At 67.2% G+C, this 17183-nt stretch carries 17 protein-coding genes; 10 read left to right on the forward strand and 7 right to left on the reverse strand.

Features of this window, described 5'->3' with window-relative positions; translation table 11 throughout:
* Positions 1 to 34: 34 nt before the first annotated feature.
* Entirely contained in the window at positions 35 to 283 is a 249-nt protein-coding gene (locus U4Y91_RS32955) for a DUF2795 domain-containing protein (RefSeq protein WP_321808576.1), read from the reverse strand.
* A 114-nt stretch (positions 284 to 397) separates the two neighbouring features.
* Positions 398 to 568 (reverse strand): hypothetical protein, encoded by a 171-nt coding sequence (locus U4Y91_RS32960; RefSeq protein ID WP_321808577.1) that lies wholly within the window; start codon positions 566 to 568, stop codon positions 398 to 400.
* 152 nt (positions 569 to 720) lie between these two features.
* On the opposite strand from U4Y91_RS32960, the gene speG reads away from it, so the two are divergent.
* From speG to U4Y91_RS32975, 3 genes are all read left to right on the forward strand, one after another.
* A complete protein-coding gene (gene speG / locus U4Y91_RS32965) occupies positions 721 to 1263 on the forward strand; it encodes a spermidine N1-acetyltransferase (protein ID WP_321808578.1) in 543 nt (180 codons plus the stop codon).
* Between the two features lie 490 nt (positions 1264 to 1753).
* Complete coding sequence (gene sap1, locus U4Y91_RS32970; RefSeq protein ID WP_321808579.1) at positions 1754 to 2101, forward strand: surface attachment protein Sap1; 348 nt, start codon at positions 1754 to 1756, stop codon at positions 2099 to 2101.
* Positions 2102 to 2278: 177 nt separating this feature from the next.
* Positions 2279 to 2833 carry a YaeQ family protein gene (locus U4Y91_RS32975; RefSeq protein ID WP_124486733.1) on the forward strand — a complete coding sequence of 185 codons (555 nt, stop codon included), beginning with the start codon at positions 2279 to 2281 and terminating at the stop codon, positions 2831 to 2833.
* A 10-nt stretch (positions 2834 to 2843) separates the two neighbouring features.
* Here the strand turns inward: U4Y91_RS32975 and U4Y91_RS32980 are convergent, their stop codons facing one another.
* Entirely contained in the window at positions 2844 to 3257 is a 414-nt protein-coding gene (locus U4Y91_RS32980) for a VOC family protein (RefSeq protein WP_257773921.1), read from the reverse strand.
* Positions 3258 to 3322: 65 nt separating this feature from the next.
* On the opposite strand from U4Y91_RS32980, the gene U4Y91_RS32985 reads away from it, so the two are divergent.
* The 4 genes from U4Y91_RS32985 (at position 3323) to gshA (ending at position 7839) form a co-directional block, all read left to right on the forward strand.
* Complete coding sequence (locus U4Y91_RS32985) at positions 3323 to 3568, forward strand: hypothetical protein (RefSeq protein WP_321808580.1); 246 nt, start codon at positions 3323 to 3325, stop codon at positions 3566 to 3568.
* 118 nt (positions 3569 to 3686) lie between these two features.
* On the forward strand, positions 3687 to 4778 hold the full coding sequence (gene ada, locus U4Y91_RS32990; RefSeq protein WP_257773923.1) for a bifunctional DNA-binding transcriptional regulator/O6-methylguanine-DNA methyltransferase Ada: 1092 nt from the start codon (positions 3687 to 3689) through the stop codon (positions 4776 to 4778).
* On the forward strand, positions 4775 to 5749 hold the full coding sequence (locus U4Y91_RS32995; RefSeq protein ID WP_321808581.1) for a DNA-3-methyladenine glycosylase family protein: 975 nt from the start codon (positions 4775 to 4777) through the stop codon (positions 5747 to 5749). The genes ada and U4Y91_RS32995 overlap by 4 nt, the downstream gene beginning before the upstream one ends.
* A gap of 476 nt (positions 5750 to 6225) precedes the next feature.
* Positions 6226 to 7839, forward strand: coding sequence for a glutamate--cysteine ligase (gene gshA / locus U4Y91_RS33000; RefSeq protein ID WP_321808582.1), 1614 nt, complete (start codon positions 6226 to 6228; stop codon positions 7837 to 7839).
* Between the two features lie 91 nt (positions 7840 to 7930).
* Here the strand turns inward: gshA and U4Y91_RS33005 are convergent, their stop codons facing one another.
* On the reverse strand, positions 7931 to 8242 hold the full coding sequence (locus tag U4Y91_RS33005) for a DUF4148 domain-containing protein (RefSeq protein WP_321808583.1): 312 nt from the start codon (positions 8240 to 8242) through the stop codon (positions 7931 to 7933).
* A 674-nt stretch (positions 8243 to 8916) separates the two neighbouring features.
* Here U4Y91_RS33005 and U4Y91_RS33010 point away from each other — a divergent pair.
* On the forward strand, positions 8917 to 10557 hold the full coding sequence (locus U4Y91_RS33010; protein WP_321808584.1) for an L-lactate permease: 1641 nt from the start codon (positions 8917 to 8919) through the stop codon (positions 10555 to 10557).
* A gap of 11 nt (positions 10558 to 10568) precedes the next feature.
* Here U4Y91_RS33010 and U4Y91_RS33015 read toward each other — a convergent pair whose 3' ends face one another.
* Entirely contained in the window at positions 10569 to 11477 is a 909-nt protein-coding gene (locus U4Y91_RS33015) for a LysR family transcriptional regulator (protein WP_321808585.1), read from the reverse strand.
* A 229-nt stretch (positions 11478 to 11706) separates the two neighbouring features.
* Between U4Y91_RS33015 and U4Y91_RS33020 the strand changes: the two genes are divergently transcribed.
* Both U4Y91_RS33020 and U4Y91_RS33025 read left to right on the forward strand, forming a co-directional pair.
* Positions 11707 to 13878 (forward strand): phosphocholine-specific phospholipase C, encoded by a 2172-nt coding sequence (locus U4Y91_RS33020; RefSeq protein ID WP_321808586.1) that lies wholly within the window; start codon positions 11707 to 11709, stop codon positions 13876 to 13878.
* A 195-nt stretch (positions 13879 to 14073) separates the two neighbouring features.
* On the forward strand, positions 14074 to 14799 hold the full coding sequence (locus U4Y91_RS33025) for a phosphonate utilization associated transcriptional regulator (RefSeq protein WP_321808587.1): 726 nt from the start codon (positions 14074 to 14076) through the stop codon (positions 14797 to 14799).
* Between the two features lie 187 nt (positions 14800 to 14986).
* Here U4Y91_RS33025 and U4Y91_RS33030 read toward each other — a convergent pair whose 3' ends face one another.
* Positions 14987 to 15259 (reverse strand): hypothetical protein, encoded by a 273-nt coding sequence (locus U4Y91_RS33030; protein WP_321808588.1) that lies wholly within the window; start codon positions 15257 to 15259, stop codon positions 14987 to 14989.
* A gap of 409 nt (positions 15260 to 15668) precedes the next feature.
* Positions 15669 to 17057, reverse strand: coding sequence for an FAD-dependent oxidoreductase (locus tag U4Y91_RS33035; protein ID WP_321808589.1), 1389 nt, complete (start codon positions 17055 to 17057; stop codon positions 15669 to 15671).
* Positions 17058 to 17183 lie beyond the last annotated feature (126 nt).

Raw genomic sequence — 17183 nt, forward strand, 5'->3', positions numbered from 1 at the left:
TGCGGCCCGATCCTATCGCGTTATTGGCGTGCGCTCAAATACCGAGGCCGGGGCCGAAGTTGCCGGCGATCCAGCGCGTGACGGCATCGACGTCCGCGTAGTCCTGTTCGGGCAGGCCGTCGAGCATCGACAGCACTTCGTTACTGGCGCCGGCGTCGCGTGCGGCGTCGACGATCGCATCCTTGTTGGCCGGGTAGCGGACGGCCGCCAGCACGTCGGCAATCTGCAGGTCGATCGCTTCGCCGGGGATATCGTGCGGAGGGAGAGCGGGTTTGTCGTTCACGTCGGCGGCTCGCTGGTTGGGCGGGATTCGGTTCGAGGCGGTTCGTAGCGAAAAGCGGTTGCACCGTTTGCAGCGCCCCGCCCGCGCGGGTGCCCTGCGGGGATGGCGATCGGCTCAGTGTCCGCGCCGCACCCGGCGCCACGGATGCCTCCAGTCGATATGCGGTGCATTTTCGTCGCGCGGATGCTGGCGCCGATGTTCCTGCCACAGTTCGTCGGAGAACAGCGCAGCCACGATCATGAGTGGCAGCACGAGGAAGATGCCGAGTATGACTTGCTCGATCACGATAGCCTCCTTGCGGTGGCAGGAACCCTTGTGTCCATTCTAGGCTCTGACCTTCGCCCGCGGTCAACTTCTTGCAGCGCGGAACGCGCCCCGTTCGCGGCGCCGCCGCACGGGTGTTTCATGCGCGCGCGGGCATCAAAAAGGACACGAACATGCAACTCCAGAACGACAAGCACACGCTTGCACTGCGGCCGCTGGAGCGCCAGGACCTGCGCTTCGTTCACGAGCTGAACAACGATGCGAAGATCATGCGCTACTGGTTCGAGGAGCCGTACGAAACCTTCTCCGAGCTGTCGCAACTGTATGACCGTCACGTGCACGACCAGCGCGAGCGCCGCTTCGTCGCGGTCGATCCGCAGGACGAGCTGGTCGGCCTCGTCGAGCTGATCGAGCTCGACTACATTCACCGTCGCGGCGAATTCCAGATCATCATCGCGCCCCAATGCCAGGGGCGCGGCTATGCGGGGCAGGCAACGCGCCTCGCGATCGAATACGCGTTCAAGGTGCTGAACATGCGCAAGCTGTACCTGATCGTCGACACGTCGAATGCGGCGGCCATCCACGTGTACGAGAAATGCGGATTCCAGCACGAGGCGGAATTGAAGGAAGAATTTTTCGGAAACGGCGCATATCACAACGCTTATCGCATGTGCATTTTCCAGCGCGATTATTTCGAGCGTCCGCAATCGGCCTGAATAAGATCGGGTAAAAACACGGGCAAATGCCCCCTGCGGCCCCGCTGCAGCGGGCGCCCGGCCTACCCGGGAAAATACGGGTAAATACGAGTGCGCTTATACCTGGCATTTTTCTTGTATCAGGTAAATCCGGTCCCGCACTGCGGTAAATTCAGATCGTTTCGGATGACTTTATGTGCGACGCATCAAAATGGTCCCGATGTTGAAATGAATTATCCAAACCGTTCAATCGGCGAACTGAAGTTTCTCTGAAAGTCTTGCCGGACGAGGCTTTGCGTCCGGCGGCGCAAGCGGACCCTCCGGACGGCAGACGCCGCCGCAAGCAAAAAACCGGATGCGCGCAGGGTGCGACAATTCGCCGCTATTGCGATCGCACAACAAATGTGCTTGATATCGCTTGCCGGTCTTCTAAAGTAAAAAACGCGGGTTCACGATCATCTTTAAACACATAGCTAACCCAGCCTGGTGCCCGCAAGCCTGGAGACAGAACATGATGAAGCGTACCGGTGTCCTTTTTGCCCTCGTCGGCGCATTTTCCGTGGTGTCGATCGCCCAGGCGGGCGGCGATGCGGCTGTCCAGCCGAAGCAGGAAATCCAGCTGACGCAGAATGCGTGGGGCTGTCTGTCGAAAGACAATCTGGACTCCGTACTGAGTCACGAACGTGACGGCAAGTCGCAGGCGAAGCAGCAGTACTTCGACGACTACCGTTGCCTGTCGGTGCCGGAAGGCCAGCGCTTCCGCGTGGTGTCGGTCGATCAGGGCGACGTCCAGTTCGTCAGCGCCGACAACAGCGACCAGCAGGGCCTCTGGACCGATTCGCGCTTCGTCAAGCAGTAACCCGCACGCGCACCTCTCGCCCCCGCGCGCCTGCCGGAACCGCCGGCGGCGCGACCTGAACGCGGCCCGGCCGATGCCGGGCCGTCGTGCTGTGGCGCGCCCGTCTCGCGCCGGGCGGCGCGCATTCGGTATCATCACGGCCCGACCGAACCGAATGCCCGCCCGGGCCGTATCCGCATGGCGCTGAAATCCACGATCTACAAAGCCGAGCTGCAAATCGCCGACATGGATCGGCACTACTACGCCGATCACGCGTTGACGGTCGCCCGTCACCCGTCCGAAACCGACGACCGGATGATGGTGCGCATCGTCGCGTTCGCGCTGTTCGCGCACGAGCGTCTCGAATTCTGCAAGGGGCTGTCGGACGTCGACGAGCCCGATCTGTGGCAGAAGGACCTGACGGGTGCGATCGACGTATGGATCGAGGCCGGCCAGCCCGACGAACGGCGCATCTCGAAGGCGGCCGGCCGCGCCGGGCAGGTCACGGTGATCGCGTACGGCGGCAAGACCTCGGATATCTGGTGGCAGGGCGTGCGCAGCAAGGTGGAGCGGCTGCGCAACGTGCAGGTGCTGTCGCTGGCCGACGGCGTCGCGGCCGCGCTCGGGCGTCTTGCCGAGCGCACGATGCGCCTGCAGTGCACGGTGCAGGACGGTGCCGCCTGGATCTCGAGCGCCGACCACGATCCGGTCGCGGTCGAATGGACGGTGCTGAAGCCGTTCGCCGACGCTTGACGGCCGGCGCTCAGCCGAACGCGGCGGGCGGCCCCTTGAATTCCAGCATGTTCCCTTCGGGATCGAACAGATAGATCGACGGCCCGTAGCCGCCGGCGCCGTAGCGTTCGGCGGGGGCGCCGGGGCGCGCGCCATGCGCGGCGAAATGCTCGATCAGCGCGTCGGGGTCGAACGGCTCGACGCGCAGGCACAGATGGTCGAGGTTGCGGCCGGTGCCGGGCGGGCCGCTGTCGGGACGATCGATCGGGCCGCCGACCGACAGCAGGTCGATCAGCGCATCGCCGGCGCGCAACTGCACGAGGCCCAGGTCGGGCTGTTCCTTCTCCACGTGGCAGCCGACGGCATCGCAGTAAAAGCGCGTCATCGCAGCCATGTCGGTCACGCGCAGCACGACGTGATCGATCGCGCGGATGGTCGGTTTCATGAGCGGGACACTCCTTCACGGATGGCGTGCACCGAGTGTAGACCGCGCCGGCGACGGATGCCGCCATGCTGCACGATCGACGGACGAAAAAAAGCCCGTTCACGCAGAGCGGAACGGGCTTAATCCATATCAGGAGGAGACATGGAGGAGACAGTTCCAACTATACACACGGCGATGGTGCGTTGCAATATTCCGAGTGTAAAAAATGGTCAGGATGGCGATTGGTCGCGGCCGCACTGCAGCAAAATGGTGACGCGACGATGACGAAAGCGGTGCCGGAGCAGCGCTTGCGCGGCCTTTCGTCCGATTGATCGATTGCGATGCGCCCCCGGTTTCGCGGGCGCGAATCACAGAGCAAGATTCAGGGCGCGACGGCCCATGCCGATGTCTAGAGTAGGCACCATCTACACTAGAGAGTGCGAGGTTCAGATGAAAACCGCCTATCCGACCGACGATGCCCGCTGGGGCGCCGTGACCGCCCGCGATCCGCATGCGGACGGCGCGTTCTTCTATGCCGTGCGCACGACCGGTGTGTTCTGCCGCCCGAGCTGCGCGTCGCGGCTGCCGCGGCGCGAGCATGTGTCCTTCTTTGCCAGTCCGGCCGACGCGCGCGCGGCCGGTTTTCGCCCGTGCAAGCGCTGCCAGCCGGAAGGGCTGCCGCGCGAACTCGAGATCGTCAATCGTGCCTGCGCGGTGCTCGACGCGCATCCGGAGCGGCTCACGCTGCAGCAACTGAGCGACGCCGTGCACGTAAGCCCGTTCCACCTGCAGCGGCTGTTCAAGCGCGTGGTCGGCGTGTCGCCGCGGCAGTATCAGGCCGCGCAGCGCGGTGCCGCCTTGCGCGAGGCGCTGCAAAGCGGGCAGCCGGTCACGCAGGCGGCCGTCGACGCGGGTTTCAACTCGCCGTCGCGGCTCTACGCATCGGTGCCGCGCGAACTGGGGATGGCACCGTCCGCGTTCCGTCGCCAGGGCGCCGGCCTGCGGATCGACTATGCAACCGCGTCGACGCCGCTCGGCACGGTGCTCGTCGCCGCGACCGAACAGGGCATCTGCCGGATCGCGTTCGGCGACGAGCCGGCATCGCTCGTCGGCGAACTGACGGATGCGTTCGCGCGTGCCGAGCTGGTCGAATCGCCGTCGCGGCTCGCGCCGTTCGTTGCGCAGATTCGCGCATACCTCGACGGCACGCGGCACGCGTTCGATCTGCCGCTCGACATCGCGCCGACTGCGTTCCAGCAGCGCGTCTGGGAAGCGCTGACGCACATCCCGTACGGCGAAACGCGCAGTTACTCGGAGATCGCCGAGGCACTGGGCGCGCCGCGTGCGGTGCGGGCCGTCGCATCGGCCTGCGCGTCGAACCCGGTCGCGCTCGCGATCCCGTGCCACCGTGTCGTGCAGAAGGGCGGCGCGCTCGCCGGATATCGCTGGGGCGTGCGCCGCAAGGCGACGCTGCTCGCGTCCGAGGCGCGCCATGCGCACGACGATGAAACCGAAGCCGTTGCGGAGGGCAACGCAGTTTGAGCATCGAACCAACTACGATCGCGTCGATCGAGGGCGGCGGCCAGGTGCCGCCGTCCGCGCAGCTGGAACTGCGCTTCAAGGCGCCGTACGACTGGGCGCGCGTGCTGCGCTTCTTCAGCGGACGGGCGATTCCGGGCGTCGAACAGGTCGTCGACGGCGTGTATCGCCGCATCGTCGACCTGCACGGCGACGCGGGCCGGCTCACCGTCACGAAGCATCCGCGCCGGCGTTGCCTGATCGCGACGGTCGACGGGGCGGCCGCGCGGCATGTCGACGATGCATTCGCGCGCCGCGTCGCGTCGATGTTCGACCTCGGCGCCGATCCGGCCGCGATCGGGAGCGGGCTTGCGCGCGATCCGTGGTTCGCGCCGCTCGTCGATGCAGCACCGGGGCTGCGCGTGCCGGGCGCCTGGTCGGGATTCGAGCTCGCGGTGCGCGCGATCGTCGGCCAGCAGGTGAGCGTGAAGGCGGCGACGACGATCGTCGGCCGGCTCGTCCAGCGGGCCGGCGAGCGCGTCGCGCACGACGACGGCATGGCGGCGCCGGATGGCGTGCCCGCCTGGCGTTTCCCGACGCCGGACGCGCTCGCCGCCTGCGATCTGGAGAAGATCGGAATGCCCGGCAAGCGGGCCGCGGCGCTGACGGGCGTGGCGCGCGCGGTGGCGGCCGGCCACGTGCCGCTCGATCCCGCCCAGGCCGATCTCGCGACGCTGCGTAGCGCCTGGCTCGACCTGCCCGGCATCGGTCCGTGGACTGTCGAATACATCGCGATGCGTGCGTGGCGCGACCCGGACGCATGGCCGGCGTCCGATCTCGTGCTGATGCAGTCGATCACCGCGCGCGATCCGTCGCTCGACCGGCTCGCGAGCCAGAAACGCCGCACCGAAGGCTGGCGGCCGTGGCGCGCGTATGCGGCGCTGCATCTGTGGAACGACGTGGCCGACCGCGCCGGCGGCGCGCGCGGTGGATGACGGCCGCCGCGGCCGGCCGGCGGGTGCGCCGGGCAGGGCCGCGCTGCGACCCGCAAAGGGCGCGGGGCCGGCAGCGATCGGTCGGTGGTCCTCATGGTTGCGACGCTTGACGGCGATCGACCCGTTCCGGCGTCCGTCACCCCCGGCGTGCGGGCGGCTCGACCGTGACGGCGAGGCATCGCGGGTTCGGCTGCGGGGGTTGCACCTGGCGGCGCCGTGGCGTGCACGGCTCACGTTCCTTCCGACGAATTTCGCGTGATCGTCGAGTCTGGCGGTGCCGACGACGGTCGGCCGCGCGCGCGGCGATCATCGCCATCGGCCCGCCCGGCGGCCCGCCGCGGCGGGCGCGCACCACCCGGAGTCACCTCAAGCGCGCGTGACGGCGAGATGTTAAAGTGCCCGCTACCAACGAAGCGACCAATAATCCAGCCGGCCGCGCGGCATCCTGCGCGCGGCCGTCACGCACTTGCGTCTCCATGTCGAACACCATGACTCACCGCCAGTCCGAACTGCTGCTGAATCGTCTCGAAGCGCTGAGCTCGGGCCCGACGCGGCAGCATCTGCCCGACGGCCTGCGCGGCATCGAAAAGGAAAGCCTGCGCGTGACGCGCGACGGGATGATCGCGTTCACGCCGCATCCGCGCGCGCTCGGTTCGGCACTCACGCACCCGTCATTGACGACCGACTATTCCGAAGCGCTGATCGAACTCATCACGCCGGCGGAAGCCGACGCGTCGATCACGCTCGAACGCCTCGACGATCTGCATCGCTACGTGTACGCGTCGCTCGGCGACGAGATGCTGTGGAACGACTCGATGCCGGGCCAACTGCCGGCCGACGACGAAATCCCGATCGCCGACTACGGCACGTCGAACATCGGCCGCCTGAAGACGGTGTACCGGCGCGGCCTCGCGTATCGCTACGGCCGCACGATGCAGTGCATCGCCGGCATCCACTACAACTACTCGCTGCACGAGGAAGTGTGGCGGCGCCTGCATGCGGAAGAGGGCTCGACGGCCACGCTGGTCGACTACCAGTCGGAGCGCTATCTCGCGCAGATCCGCAACTTCCGCCGCCGCAGCTGGCTCTTGATGTACCTGTTCGGCGCATCGCCGGCGCTCGACACGAAGTTCCTGCGCGGCAAGCCGCACAAGCTCGACACGTTCGACGCCGATACGCTGTACCGGCCATATGCGACGAGCCTGCGGATGAGCGACCTCGGTTACTCGAACACGACCGCGCAGGCCGCGCTGCAGGTCGACTACAACACGCTGCCCGGCTATCTCGACGCGCTGTCGAAGGCCGTGAGCGAGCCGTATCCGCCGTACGAGGCGATCGGCACGCATCGCGACGGCGAGTGGATCCAGATCAACACGAACGTGTTGCAGATCGAGAACGAGTTCTACTCGACGATCCGGCCGAAGCGCGTCACGTATTCGGGCGAGCGCCCGCTGCATGCGCTCGCGTCGCGCGGCGTGCAGTACATCGAGGTGCGCTGCCTCGACATCGATCCGTTCGAGCCGACCGGCATCGCGCTGGAGACCGCGCGCTTCATCGACGCATTCCTGCTCGCGTGCGCGCTCGACGAGAGCCCCGCACTCGACTGCGATGCGTACAAGGAAGCGAACGCGAACTTCGGCAGCGTGACGATGGACGGGCGCAAGCCGGGGCTCATGCTGATGCGCGACGGTCAGCCGGTTGCGCTGCAGGCGTGGGCGGACGACCTGATGGCCGATATCGAAACCATCGGGCGCCGTCTCGACGAGATCCGCGGTGGCGACGAGCATGTGCGTGCGATTGCCGCGCAGCGCGAGAAGCTCGCCGATCCGGAGCGCACGCCGTCGGCGCGCGTGCTGCGCACGATGCGCGAGAACGGGCAGTCGTTCCTCGCGTTCGCGTGCGCGCACAGCGAAGCACATGCCGCGCATTTCCGCGCGAACCCGCCGTCGGCGGAGACGATGCGCGCCGAGCAGGCGCTCGCGGCGAAGTCGCTGGCCGAGCAGGCCGAGCTGGAAACGAAGGAGGCCGGATCGTTCGACGCGTTCGTCGCGGCCTATCGCGCGTATACGCTGAACCGCTTCAGCGTTTGATGGCCGCGGCCCGCTGCGCGTCGCGCGGCGGGCAGGCCGGTTGCGGGCCGGGCGGTCGCGTAGTCACGCGCCCGGCCCGGTTTCGTCCGCCTCAGTGATGCGCGTACGTGTCGCGATCGACCACGCGTGGCAGTGCCGGTTTCCCTGATTCCACATTCGCATGGCCGTTGCTGCCGTAGCCGGCCGCGTCGCCGCGCGCCTGCGCGGCGCGCTGCATGACCGCCTGCATGTTTTGCGGAAAGTCCGGGCTGCTGGCGAGACTCGGCCGGTAGCCGGCGGCCTGCAGTTCCGCGAGTTCCTGGCGAACTTGCGCGCGCGTCAGCGTCGACGCGGCCTGGGCCTGGGCGGTGACAGCCGAGCCGATCAGCAGGAATGCGCACACCGCAAGTTTCATGGTCTTCATCGTGTTTGCTCCGTGAGGTGTCCGGCGCCGTGCCTTCGTCGGCGCGGGCGGAATCGATGCAGCCAGTCTAGGCTTCGGATGCCAAACGAAACACCCCGCGCGCCGTCAGTCACCTTTGTCGCCTGAGCAACATTGCGCCGGCGGCTTGCTGGCGTGCGTGTCAGTGCGGCGCCAGCCGCCGTTCAGCATGCGGCGGATTCCGTGTGTCGACGCCGCGCGCATCGGGCTTGCCCTCCTTGTGCAAGCGCGATGCGCCTCCTAACCTTTTTTAAGCGACCGATCGGTCGGCGCTGCGGCATGGTTGCATGCGCAAGCGTCGGGCGATCTTCGCCGCCGTGGAACGCACGTTTGATACGGGGCCGGGGCATGCGCAGGCGCCAGGACGCCAAGTTCCACCGCCAACCGGTCGAGCGCGAAGCATGGGACAGGAGTAGGCGCTGAAGGGCTAACTCCTGTCGGCCGCGAAGCATGGGACAGGAGCAAGCGCTGAAGGGCCAACTCCTGTCGACCGCGAAGCATGGGACCGGAGTAAGCGCTGAAGCGCTAACTCCTGTCGACCGCGAAGCATGGGACCGGAGCAAGCGCTAAAGCGCTAACACCGGTCGAGCGCGAAGCATGGGACAGGAGTAAGCGCTAAAGCGCTAACTCCTGTCGACACGGAGACACGAGACACGATGAATCCCACCGCAACCCTGCCGCCCGGCATCCTGTTCGCGCAGCCGTTGACGCCCGTCGCCAACTCGCTGTTCCTGTCGTTCCTCGTCGCCGTGATTCCGATCGCGGTCGCGCTGATCGCGCTCGGCGTGCTGCGCCGGCCGGCATGGCAGGCGTCGCTCGCCGGCCTCGTCACCGGCCTCGCGGTCGCGATCGGCGCGTGGGGCATGCCGGCCGGCCTCGCGTTCAACGCGGTCGGCGCCGGCATGGCGCTCGCGGTCGTGCCGGTGATGTGGATCGTGTTCAACGCCTTGCTGCTGTACAACATCGCGGTGAAGTCGGGCCGCTTCGACCAGTTCCGGCAGTGGATGCTCGACCACCTGCCCGACGACCGCCGCCTCGTGCTGCTCGTCGTCGCGTTCTCTTTCGGCTGCCTGCTTGAAGGGATCTCCGGGTTCGGCACGCCGGTCGCGATCACCAGCGCACTCTTGATCGCGCTCGGCTTCCCCGCGCTCGAAGCGCTCACCTACACGCTGCTGTTCAACACGGCGCCAGTCGCGTTCGGCGCGCTCGGCGTGCCGATCACCGTGCTCGGCGCGGTCACGTCGCTGCCGCCCGCGACGCTCGGCGCGATGGTCGGCCGGCAACTGCCGTTCTTCGCGCTGCTGCTGCCGTTCTACGTGGTCGGCGCGTACGGTGGCCTGCGCTCGATCTCGAAACTGTGGCCCGCGCTGCTCGTGTCGGGCGCGAGCTTCGCGATCGCGCAGTTCGTCACGTCGAACTTCCTCGGCTACCAGCTCACCGACGTGCTGTCGTCGCTCACGTCGCTGATCGTCACGATCGGCTTCCTGCAGGTGTGGAAGCCGCAGCCCGATCCGCAATACGCGCTCGCGCGCAGCGTGCCCGCCACGGCCGGCGCCGCGCGCGCGGGCTTCGGCGGCTGGCTGCCGTGGATCGTCGTGTCGGTGGTCGTGATCGTCTGGGTGCACGCGAACATCGCGGCGATCGGCGACGTGAAGATCAAGTGGCCGGGCCTGCACAACGCCGTCTTCGTGTCGCTGTACCACAAGCCGTATGCGGCGATCTGGGACTTCCAGCCGCTCGGCACCGGCACCGCGATCCTCCTGTCGGCGATCATCACGGCCGTGCTGACGCGCACCGGCGCCGGCGGGTTCCTCGAATGCGTGGTCAAGACGTGGCGGCAGACGTGGATCGCGATCATCACGGTGATGATGATCGTCGGGCTCGCGTACCTGCTGAACTACTCGGGCATCAGCTACACGCTCGGCACCGGTGTTGCGTCGACCGGCGCGCTGTTCCCGCTCGTATCGGCGTCGCTCGGCTGGATCGCGGTGTTCCTGTCCGGCAGCGACACGTCCGGCAACGCGCTGTTCGGCAACCTGCAGGTGGTCGCCGCGCGGCAGCTCGGCCTCGATCCGGTACTGATGGCCGCGACCAACTCGTCGGGCGGCGTGATGGGCAAGATGATCTCGCCGCAGAACATCGCGACGGGCGTCTCGACGACCGACCTGAAGGGGCAGGAAGGCATCGTGTTCGCGCGCACCTTCTGGCACAGCGTGATCCTCACGCTGCTGCTCGGCGTGCTCGTGTTCCTGCAGCAGCACGTGCTGACGTGGATGATCCCCGCGCTGCCGAAGTGACGCGCGGCGGCTCAGCGCGCGTGCACCGGCCGCGTCGCGTGCGTTGCGTCGTGCGTCGCGGTCTGCGCCGGTACGATGCACGCGAGGAACGCATCGATCGCCGGGCTTTGGTGGCGCGCCTTCAGGTAGTACACGTATTCGTCGATCGTCGTGTCGACGCCGCGCAGCGCGACGACGCGCAGGTCCGGGTGACGCTCGGCCTCGCCGCGCGGAAACAGGCTTCCGCCCACGCCATGCAGGATCGCCTCGCGGATCGCTTCGCGGCTGCCGATCTCGGCGACCGACGTGGCCGCGACCCCGGCCGCCGCGAGGATCGTCTCCGTGCAGCGGCGCGTGACCGACCCTTCCTCGCGAATCAGGAGCCGCACGTCGGCGAGCTGCGCGGCGTCGATCGCGTCGAAGCGTGCGAGCGGATGGTCGCGATGCACGACGAGCACGAGCGGATCGGTCGAGATCACCTTGCGTTCGAGGCCGTCCGCGTCATTGCGCTGTGACGACACCGCGAGGTCGATGCGGAACTCGTGCAGCGCTTGCAGGATTTCCTCGGAATTGCCGATCCGGCACGTGAGCGCGATCGACGGATGCGCGTGCGAGAAGCGGCCGACTGCGTCCATGATGTAGTACGGCCCGGTCGCACCGATCCGCAGATGGCCTTCGAACAGGCCGCCGACGTTGCGCAGCATGATGTCGGCCTGCGCCTCGAGCGCGATCATCTTCTCGACGAGCGGCAGCAGCTCGATGCCGGTCTCGGTGACCTCGAGCTTGCGGCCGCTGCGATAGAACAGCTCGACGCCGTACAGCTGCTCGACCTGCCGGATCTGCGCGGCGATCGTCGGCTGGCTCACGCCCAGGTGGCGCGCGGCGCGCGTGATGCTGCCCTGCCGGACGGTCGCGTGGAACGCCTTCAGCTGATCGAACACGACTCGGCTTCTCCCTCCTCTTCATCGCGCGTCAGCGTAGCGCATGCGTGTGTCGGCCACATGAAAGGTGCGTCGTGCGCCGCTTCGAAAAAAAGCTGGGGGTGACCGCAAGAAACCTGCGGGAACCGGTCACGGCCGGGACATGCCGGTGCGGAGTAATAGCGGCAACGCACCGACCGCCGGCCCCGCTCGACCGGCGCCACCCTTACCGACCCACAGGATCCTCTTCATGTCCGCCACCAATCGACGCGATTTCCTGCGCCTCGCCGCCCAGTCGGCCGGCGCGATGGCCGCCTACGCCGGCTTCCCCCCGGCGATCCGCAAGGCGCTTGCGATGCCGGCCGCCTATCGCACCGGCACGATCCGCGACGTCGAACACGTCGTGATCTTCATGCAGGAAAACCGCTCGTTCGACCATTACTTCGGCGGGCTGCGCGGCGTGCGCGGCTTCAACGACCCGCGCCCGCACCTGCTGCCGAGCGGCGCGCCGGTGTGGCAGCAGCCGCCGGCGTCGGTGTTCACGAAGAACTACCACTCGCGCGGGCTCGACCCGTCCGCGCCGTACGTGCTGCCGTTCTACCTCGACCCGAAGCAGACGACCGAATTCCAGCCGGGCACCAACCACGGCTGGAGCAGCGGCCACCTGTCCTGGAACAACGGCCAGTGGGACCAGTGGGTGAACCAGAAGCAGGACGTGCTGACGATGGGCTACCTGAAGCGCCAGGACCTCACGTACCACTATGCGCTCGCCGACGCGTTCACGGTCTGCGACTCGTACTTCTGCTCCGCGCACGCCGACACGGCGCCGAACCGCATCTACCTGTGGACCGGCACGATCGATTCGCGCAACGTGTACGGCACGCAGCCGAACGGCCCCGGCATCGGCGAGCGCAACAACACGAACGGCTACACGTGGACGACCTACGCGGAACGCCTCGAGAACGCGAAGATCAGCTGGAAGCTGTACCAGGGCGGCACGGGCATCCCGGGCGACCCGACCGACAACTACACCGACAATTCGCTGATGTTCTTCAAGCGCTTCCAGGTGAAGGAAGGCGCGAGCGGCCCGCTGGTCGACAAGGGCGCGTCGGACCACACGCTCGCCGAACTGAAGGCCGACGTGCAGGCGAACCGGCTGCCGCAGGTGTCGTGGATCGTGTCGCCGTACAAGTACAGCGAACACCCGCAGGCGTCGCCGACCGACGGCGCGTTCTACATCAACATGGTGCTCGAGGCGCTGACGTCGAACCCCGAGGTGTGGGCGAAGACGGTGTTCATCCTCAATTACGACGAAAACGACGGGCTGTTCGACCACGTCGTGCCGCCGGTGCCGCCGGTGACGAGCGGCGTGGGCGGCCAGGGCATCGTGTCGTCGAACCTGCTGTCGAACCTCGGCGACGAACTGCTCGACCTGAACAAGTACCCGGGCGAGATGAGCCCGCTCGTGCCGGGTGCGGACCCGGGCGGCATCCAGCCGATCGGCCTCGGGCCGCGCGTGCCGCTGATCATCATCTCGCCGTGGACGAAGGGCGGCTGGGTCTGCTCGGAAACGTTCGACCACACGTCGGTGCTGCGTTTCCTCGAAGCGCGCTTCGGCGTGATGGAGCCGAACATCAGCGCGTGGCGCCGCTCGGTCTGCGGCGATCTCACGTCGGCATTCGATTTCTCCGCGCGACCCGATACGCGCACGGTGAGCTTCACGGTGCCGCAGCACATCCAGACGGCCGGCCAGGCGTACCAGGTGCCCGCGCAGCAGTCGATGCCGGCGCAGGAGCCCGGCACGCGTCCGGCGCGGGCGCTGCCGTACGAGCTGTTCGTGCATGCCCGCGTGAACGGCCGCGACGACAGCGTGTCGCTCGATTTCGCGAACTCGGGTGACGCGGGCGCCGCATTCTACGTGTACGACCGCCGCAATCCGGCGACGCCGCCGCGCCGTTACGCGGTGTCCTCGCACGACCGCTTCGCCGATACCTGGAGCACGTCGGCCGCGCGCGGCGACTACCATCTCGCCGCCTATGGCCCGAACGGCTATCTGTGCGAATTCCAGGGCAACACGCGGCTGGCCGCGGACGGCCGCCACGCGAACCCGGAAGCGAAGGTCGGCTACGACGTGCGCAACCGCCACGTGTACCTGCAGCTGCGCAACAGCGGACGCGCGGCGTGCCGCGTGGTCGTCGACAACGCGTACAGCCATGCGCATGCACGCAGCTACACGCTGGAGCCGGGCGAGCGCATCGAGGATCACTTCGAGCTGTCGTCGAGCCACGGCTGGTACGATCTGACGATCACCGCGACCACGCTGCGCGGTGGCGACGACAAGGTCGTGCGCCGCTTCGCGGGCCACGTCGAGACGGGGCGGCCGAGCCAGAGCGACCCGGGGCCGGTGAAGCAGACGGCCTGACGGCAGGCCCGCATCGTGCGGTCCGGCGTGCTCACGCCGGCCGCACGATGCCGCGTGCCGGTTGCACTCCGGCACGCGGAACCGGTTTTTGGAAACTGAAAACTGTTGACAATATGTCGGGCCGAGGGTATATAACGATCATTCGCCGACATGGCGTCCTCGTTTTTCTTCCGCAGCGTCGCTGCCTGCCCGACCATGACTGCCCCGAACGCGCTCAACGCCATCGAACTCCTGCAAAGCCAGTCGCTCGCGATGATTGTCCAGGACATGCTCGAGCGCGCGATCGTGTCCGGCGAATATGCGCCGGGCGAGAAGCTCAACGAAGTCGATATCGCGACCAAGCTGAACGTGTCGCGCGGCCCCGTGCGCGAGGCATTCCGCGCGCTCGAGCAGGCCGGGCTGCTGCGCAACGAGAAGAACCGCGGCGTGACGGTGCGCGTCGTGCCGCTGCGCGAGGCCGAAGAGATCTACGAAGTGCGCGCGATGCTCGACGAGTCGGTCGCGCGCGCGCTCGCGAAACGCATTTCGCCCGACACGCTGAAGGTGCTGAAGGGTATCATCCAGTCGATGAAGGATGCCGCGAAGACGCACGACGTCACGCGCTATACCGAGTTGAACGTGCAGTTCCACGACGCGATGGTGGTTGGCGTCGGCAATACGCATCTCACCGACACCTATCGCCGGCTCGTGCGCCAGCTCGGGCTGCTGCGCCAGGCCGCGATCGAGGCCGAGGAGGATGCGATCGCGGTGTCGGCGGCCGAGCACGACAAGATCGTGCAGGCGCTCGCGGGCGGCGACGAGGAGAAGGCGGTCGCACTGGTGCGCGAGCATGTCGCGCACGGCCTCGCGCGGATGCGCCGCACGCACGAGCAGGGATTGCCTGCGGCGGGGAAGGCGGCGCGGGAGAAGGCCGGCGCGTGAGCGGGTGCGGCGCGGGTCACCGCGCGTCGATGGCGACAGGGCGCTGAACCGATCGGTCAGCGCCTTTTGTTTTTTGCATCGTTCGCACGGTTACTTGCGGTGCGTGATGTTCGTCGCGCCTGACGGGTTCAGTTCCCGCCGAAGGTGACGAGATCCGAGCCGATGGTGGTGAGCGCCGACGCGTTGATCATTTGCCGCCGCGCTTATCAAAGAAATCGTCCAGGACCCAGCCAGTGCCAGTCTCGCAGCGTACCTGTGTGTAGGCGTAGATTTTTGCGGCGCGATCCGTCAATGGCACGCAGGATTCGCCGTTCCTGATCGTAAAGACGGGCTGGGTTCGATCGTCATTCGGTTCGGCGAAGACAGGCATGTCTTGAAGCGCCGTCCATTTTTCATCCAGGTGTTTCGAGCATGCGCTGATCATCACGATGAGTGTGGGCAATAGAAGAAACCGTGTCATTTCTTCGGATGTCGTCGGACGAGTTGATGAGGGAGTCGATGGTATCGCGTTGCACCACGATTTGTTGGCAATGCAGATAATTCAAGGCGTTATTCGCGCTGCACCTCGTCCCGGGCGCTTTCTGCTCGGTGCGACTCCATTGACTGCGATAGCGGCATGTTTGAATCGTGGACCCGAAGAGATGGATCGTGTGTGCGGCAGGACGCGTCCTATAGTCATGCGGTTATTTGCATGCAGCGCCGCCGGTTCGAGAGAAGACACCACGCTGGTGATTTGACTCGCTCTATTGAAGGACTTCGCGTGCTCGCGATCTGGTGAGGCGATGCACGCGTTTCGATAAAAATCGGCGACGCCGCAACGTTCACGAGCGCCGTGCGTTTCTTGCCCCTTTATTGCATGGCGCCCGCCATCACGCCTTGTCCGCCTTCCCCGCCGCGCTCGCGAATTTCGCGAGCCACGTATCGACCATCGCCGGCCGCCGGCTTTCGTCTTCCGCACGCTCCTTGCGACGAATCGCATTGCGCACCACGTGCGCGCCGACATAGCGGATCGGCTCCGGCGGGAAATGGCCGAGCGGGCCGCGCACGATCGGGCTGCGCGTCCACGCGTTGTCGAGCCCGAGCACCAGCGACGACAGGATCTGTCCGCCCATGTAGGTCGGCCCGACGCCGTTGCCTGAATAGCCGAAGCCGTAGAACACGTTCGGCGCGCCGTCGAGGCGGCCGAAGAACGGGAAGCCCGTCACCGAGCGGTCCGACGGGCCGTTCCAGCTCGCGGTGACCGGTACGCCCGCGAGCGACGGGAAGAATTCGCGCAGGCTCTGCGTGAGCTGCGCCTCGTACGGCGAGCGCCGGTCGAACACCGGCGCGATGCGGCTGCGCCACGAGAATGTGTTGCCGCCCTTGCCGAGCATCAACCGGCCGTCGGCGGTCGTGCGGTAGTAATACACGAAGATCCGCGAATCGAGCACCGACACGCCGTCGACGAGCCCGGTCCGTTCCAGCAGGTCCGGGCATTTCTCGGTGATGACCATGTCGCTCGACACGACCGCGATCGTGCGTTCGAACTGCGGGAAGCGGCTCGCCATCCACGCGTTGATCGCGAACACCAGCTTGCCGGCGCGCACGCTGCCGGACGGCGTGCGTACGACGGCCGGCTGCCCCGGCGTGAAGTCGACGAGCGGCGTGCGCTCGTAGATCCGGATCCCCATCTCGAGCGCGACGCGGCGCAGCCCGCGCACGAGCTTGCCCGGATGCACGGTCGCGGCGATCGGCGAATACACGCCGTCGAGATTGCGGGCGGAGCCCGAGCGGCGCGCGACTTCAGCGGCCGGCAGCGGCTCGTAGCTGTGGATGCCGCACGCGGCGAGCGCGTCGAGCACCGGCGCGAGCGTGCCGACCTGCGCGCGCGACGTCGCGGTGTACAGCGTGCCGTCGAGCCGCAGTTCGGCATCGATGCGATGCGTGCGACAGAAGTCGGCGATGTGCTGGACGGCCGCCTCCGACGCCTTCACGAGCCGGATCGCCTCCGCTTCGCCGAACAGGCGGCGCAGCGTCAGGAATTTGGCTGACCACGTGAGCAGGCACCCGCCGTTGCGCCCGCTCGCGCCAGCGCCGCACAGGTCGGCCTCGAGTATCGCGATGTCGAGCGCCGGGTTCTGCTGCTTCGCCTGGATCGCGGTCCAGAGCCCCGTGAAGCCGCCGCCGACGATGCAGACGTCGGCCTTTATCGCGCCCTGCAGCGCGGGGGCGAGATCGCCGTCGTTGAACAGTGCTTGTTCGATCCAGAAGGGTCGCATCGGATGTCGTGCCGGTAAGGGTCGAGAGAATTGCCGTGCCGCACACGGCGGTAAAACGCAAAACGAAAGCGAACCCGCCCCACCGCAACGCACGGCGACCGGCCGCGCGCCGCGGTGCGGCGGATG

The sequence above is a fragment of the Burkholderia sp. BCC1993 genome (genome assembly GCF_905339865.1).
In the GTDB taxonomy this organism is placed as follows: Bacteria; Pseudomonadota; Gammaproteobacteria; order Burkholderiales; family Burkholderiaceae; genus Burkholderia.

What these genes read in the sequence shown, in the direction of transcription:
- U4Y91_RS33025 (WP_321808587.1), top strand. Translation starts at nt 14,074, where the DNA reads ATGACTGCCCCGAACGCGCTCAACGCCATCGAACTCCTGCAAAGCCAG.
- U4Y91_RS32985 (WP_321808580.1), top strand. Translation starts at nt 3,323, where the DNA reads ATGCTGCACGATCGACGGACGAAAAAAAGCCCGTTCACGCAGAGCGGA.
- ada (WP_257773923.1), top strand. Translation starts at nt 3,687, where the DNA reads ATGAAAACCGCCTATCCGACCGACGATGCCCGCTGGGGCGCCGTGACC.
- U4Y91_RS33030 (WP_321808588.1), bottom strand. Translation starts at nt 15,259, where the DNA reads ATGACACGGTTTCTTCTATTGCCCACACTCATCGTGATGATCAGCGCA.
- sap1 (WP_321808579.1), top strand. Translation starts at nt 1,754, where the DNA reads ATGATGAAGCGTACCGGTGTCCTTTTTGCCCTCGTCGGCGCATTTTCC.
- U4Y91_RS32975 (WP_124486733.1), top strand. Translation starts at nt 2,279, where the DNA reads ATGGCGCTGAAATCCACGATCTACAAAGCCGAGCTGCAAATCGCCGAC.
- speG (WP_321808578.1), top strand. Translation starts at nt 721, where the DNA reads ATGCAACTCCAGAACGACAAGCACACGCTTGCACTGCGGCCGCTGGAG.
- U4Y91_RS33035 (WP_321808589.1), bottom strand. Translation starts at nt 17,057, where the DNA reads ATGCGACCCTTCTGGATCGAACAAGCACTGTTCAACGACGGCGATCTC.
- gshA (WP_321808582.1), top strand. Translation starts at nt 6,226, where the DNA reads ATGTCGAACACCATGACTCACCGCCAGTCCGAACTGCTGCTGAATCGT.
- U4Y91_RS33010 (WP_321808584.1), top strand. Translation starts at nt 8,917, where the DNA reads ATGAATCCCACCGCAACCCTGCCGCCCGGCATCCTGTTCGCGCAGCCG.
- U4Y91_RS32980 (WP_257773921.1), bottom strand. Translation starts at nt 3,257, where the DNA reads ATGAAACCGACCATCCGCGCGATCGATCACGTCGTGCTGCGCGTGACC.
- U4Y91_RS33005 (WP_321808583.1), bottom strand. Translation starts at nt 8,242, where the DNA reads ATGAAGACCATGAAACTTGCGGTGTGCGCATTCCTGCTGATCGGCTCG.
- U4Y91_RS33020 (WP_321808586.1), top strand. Translation starts at nt 11,707, where the DNA reads ATGTCCGCCACCAATCGACGCGATTTCCTGCGCCTCGCCGCCCAGTCG.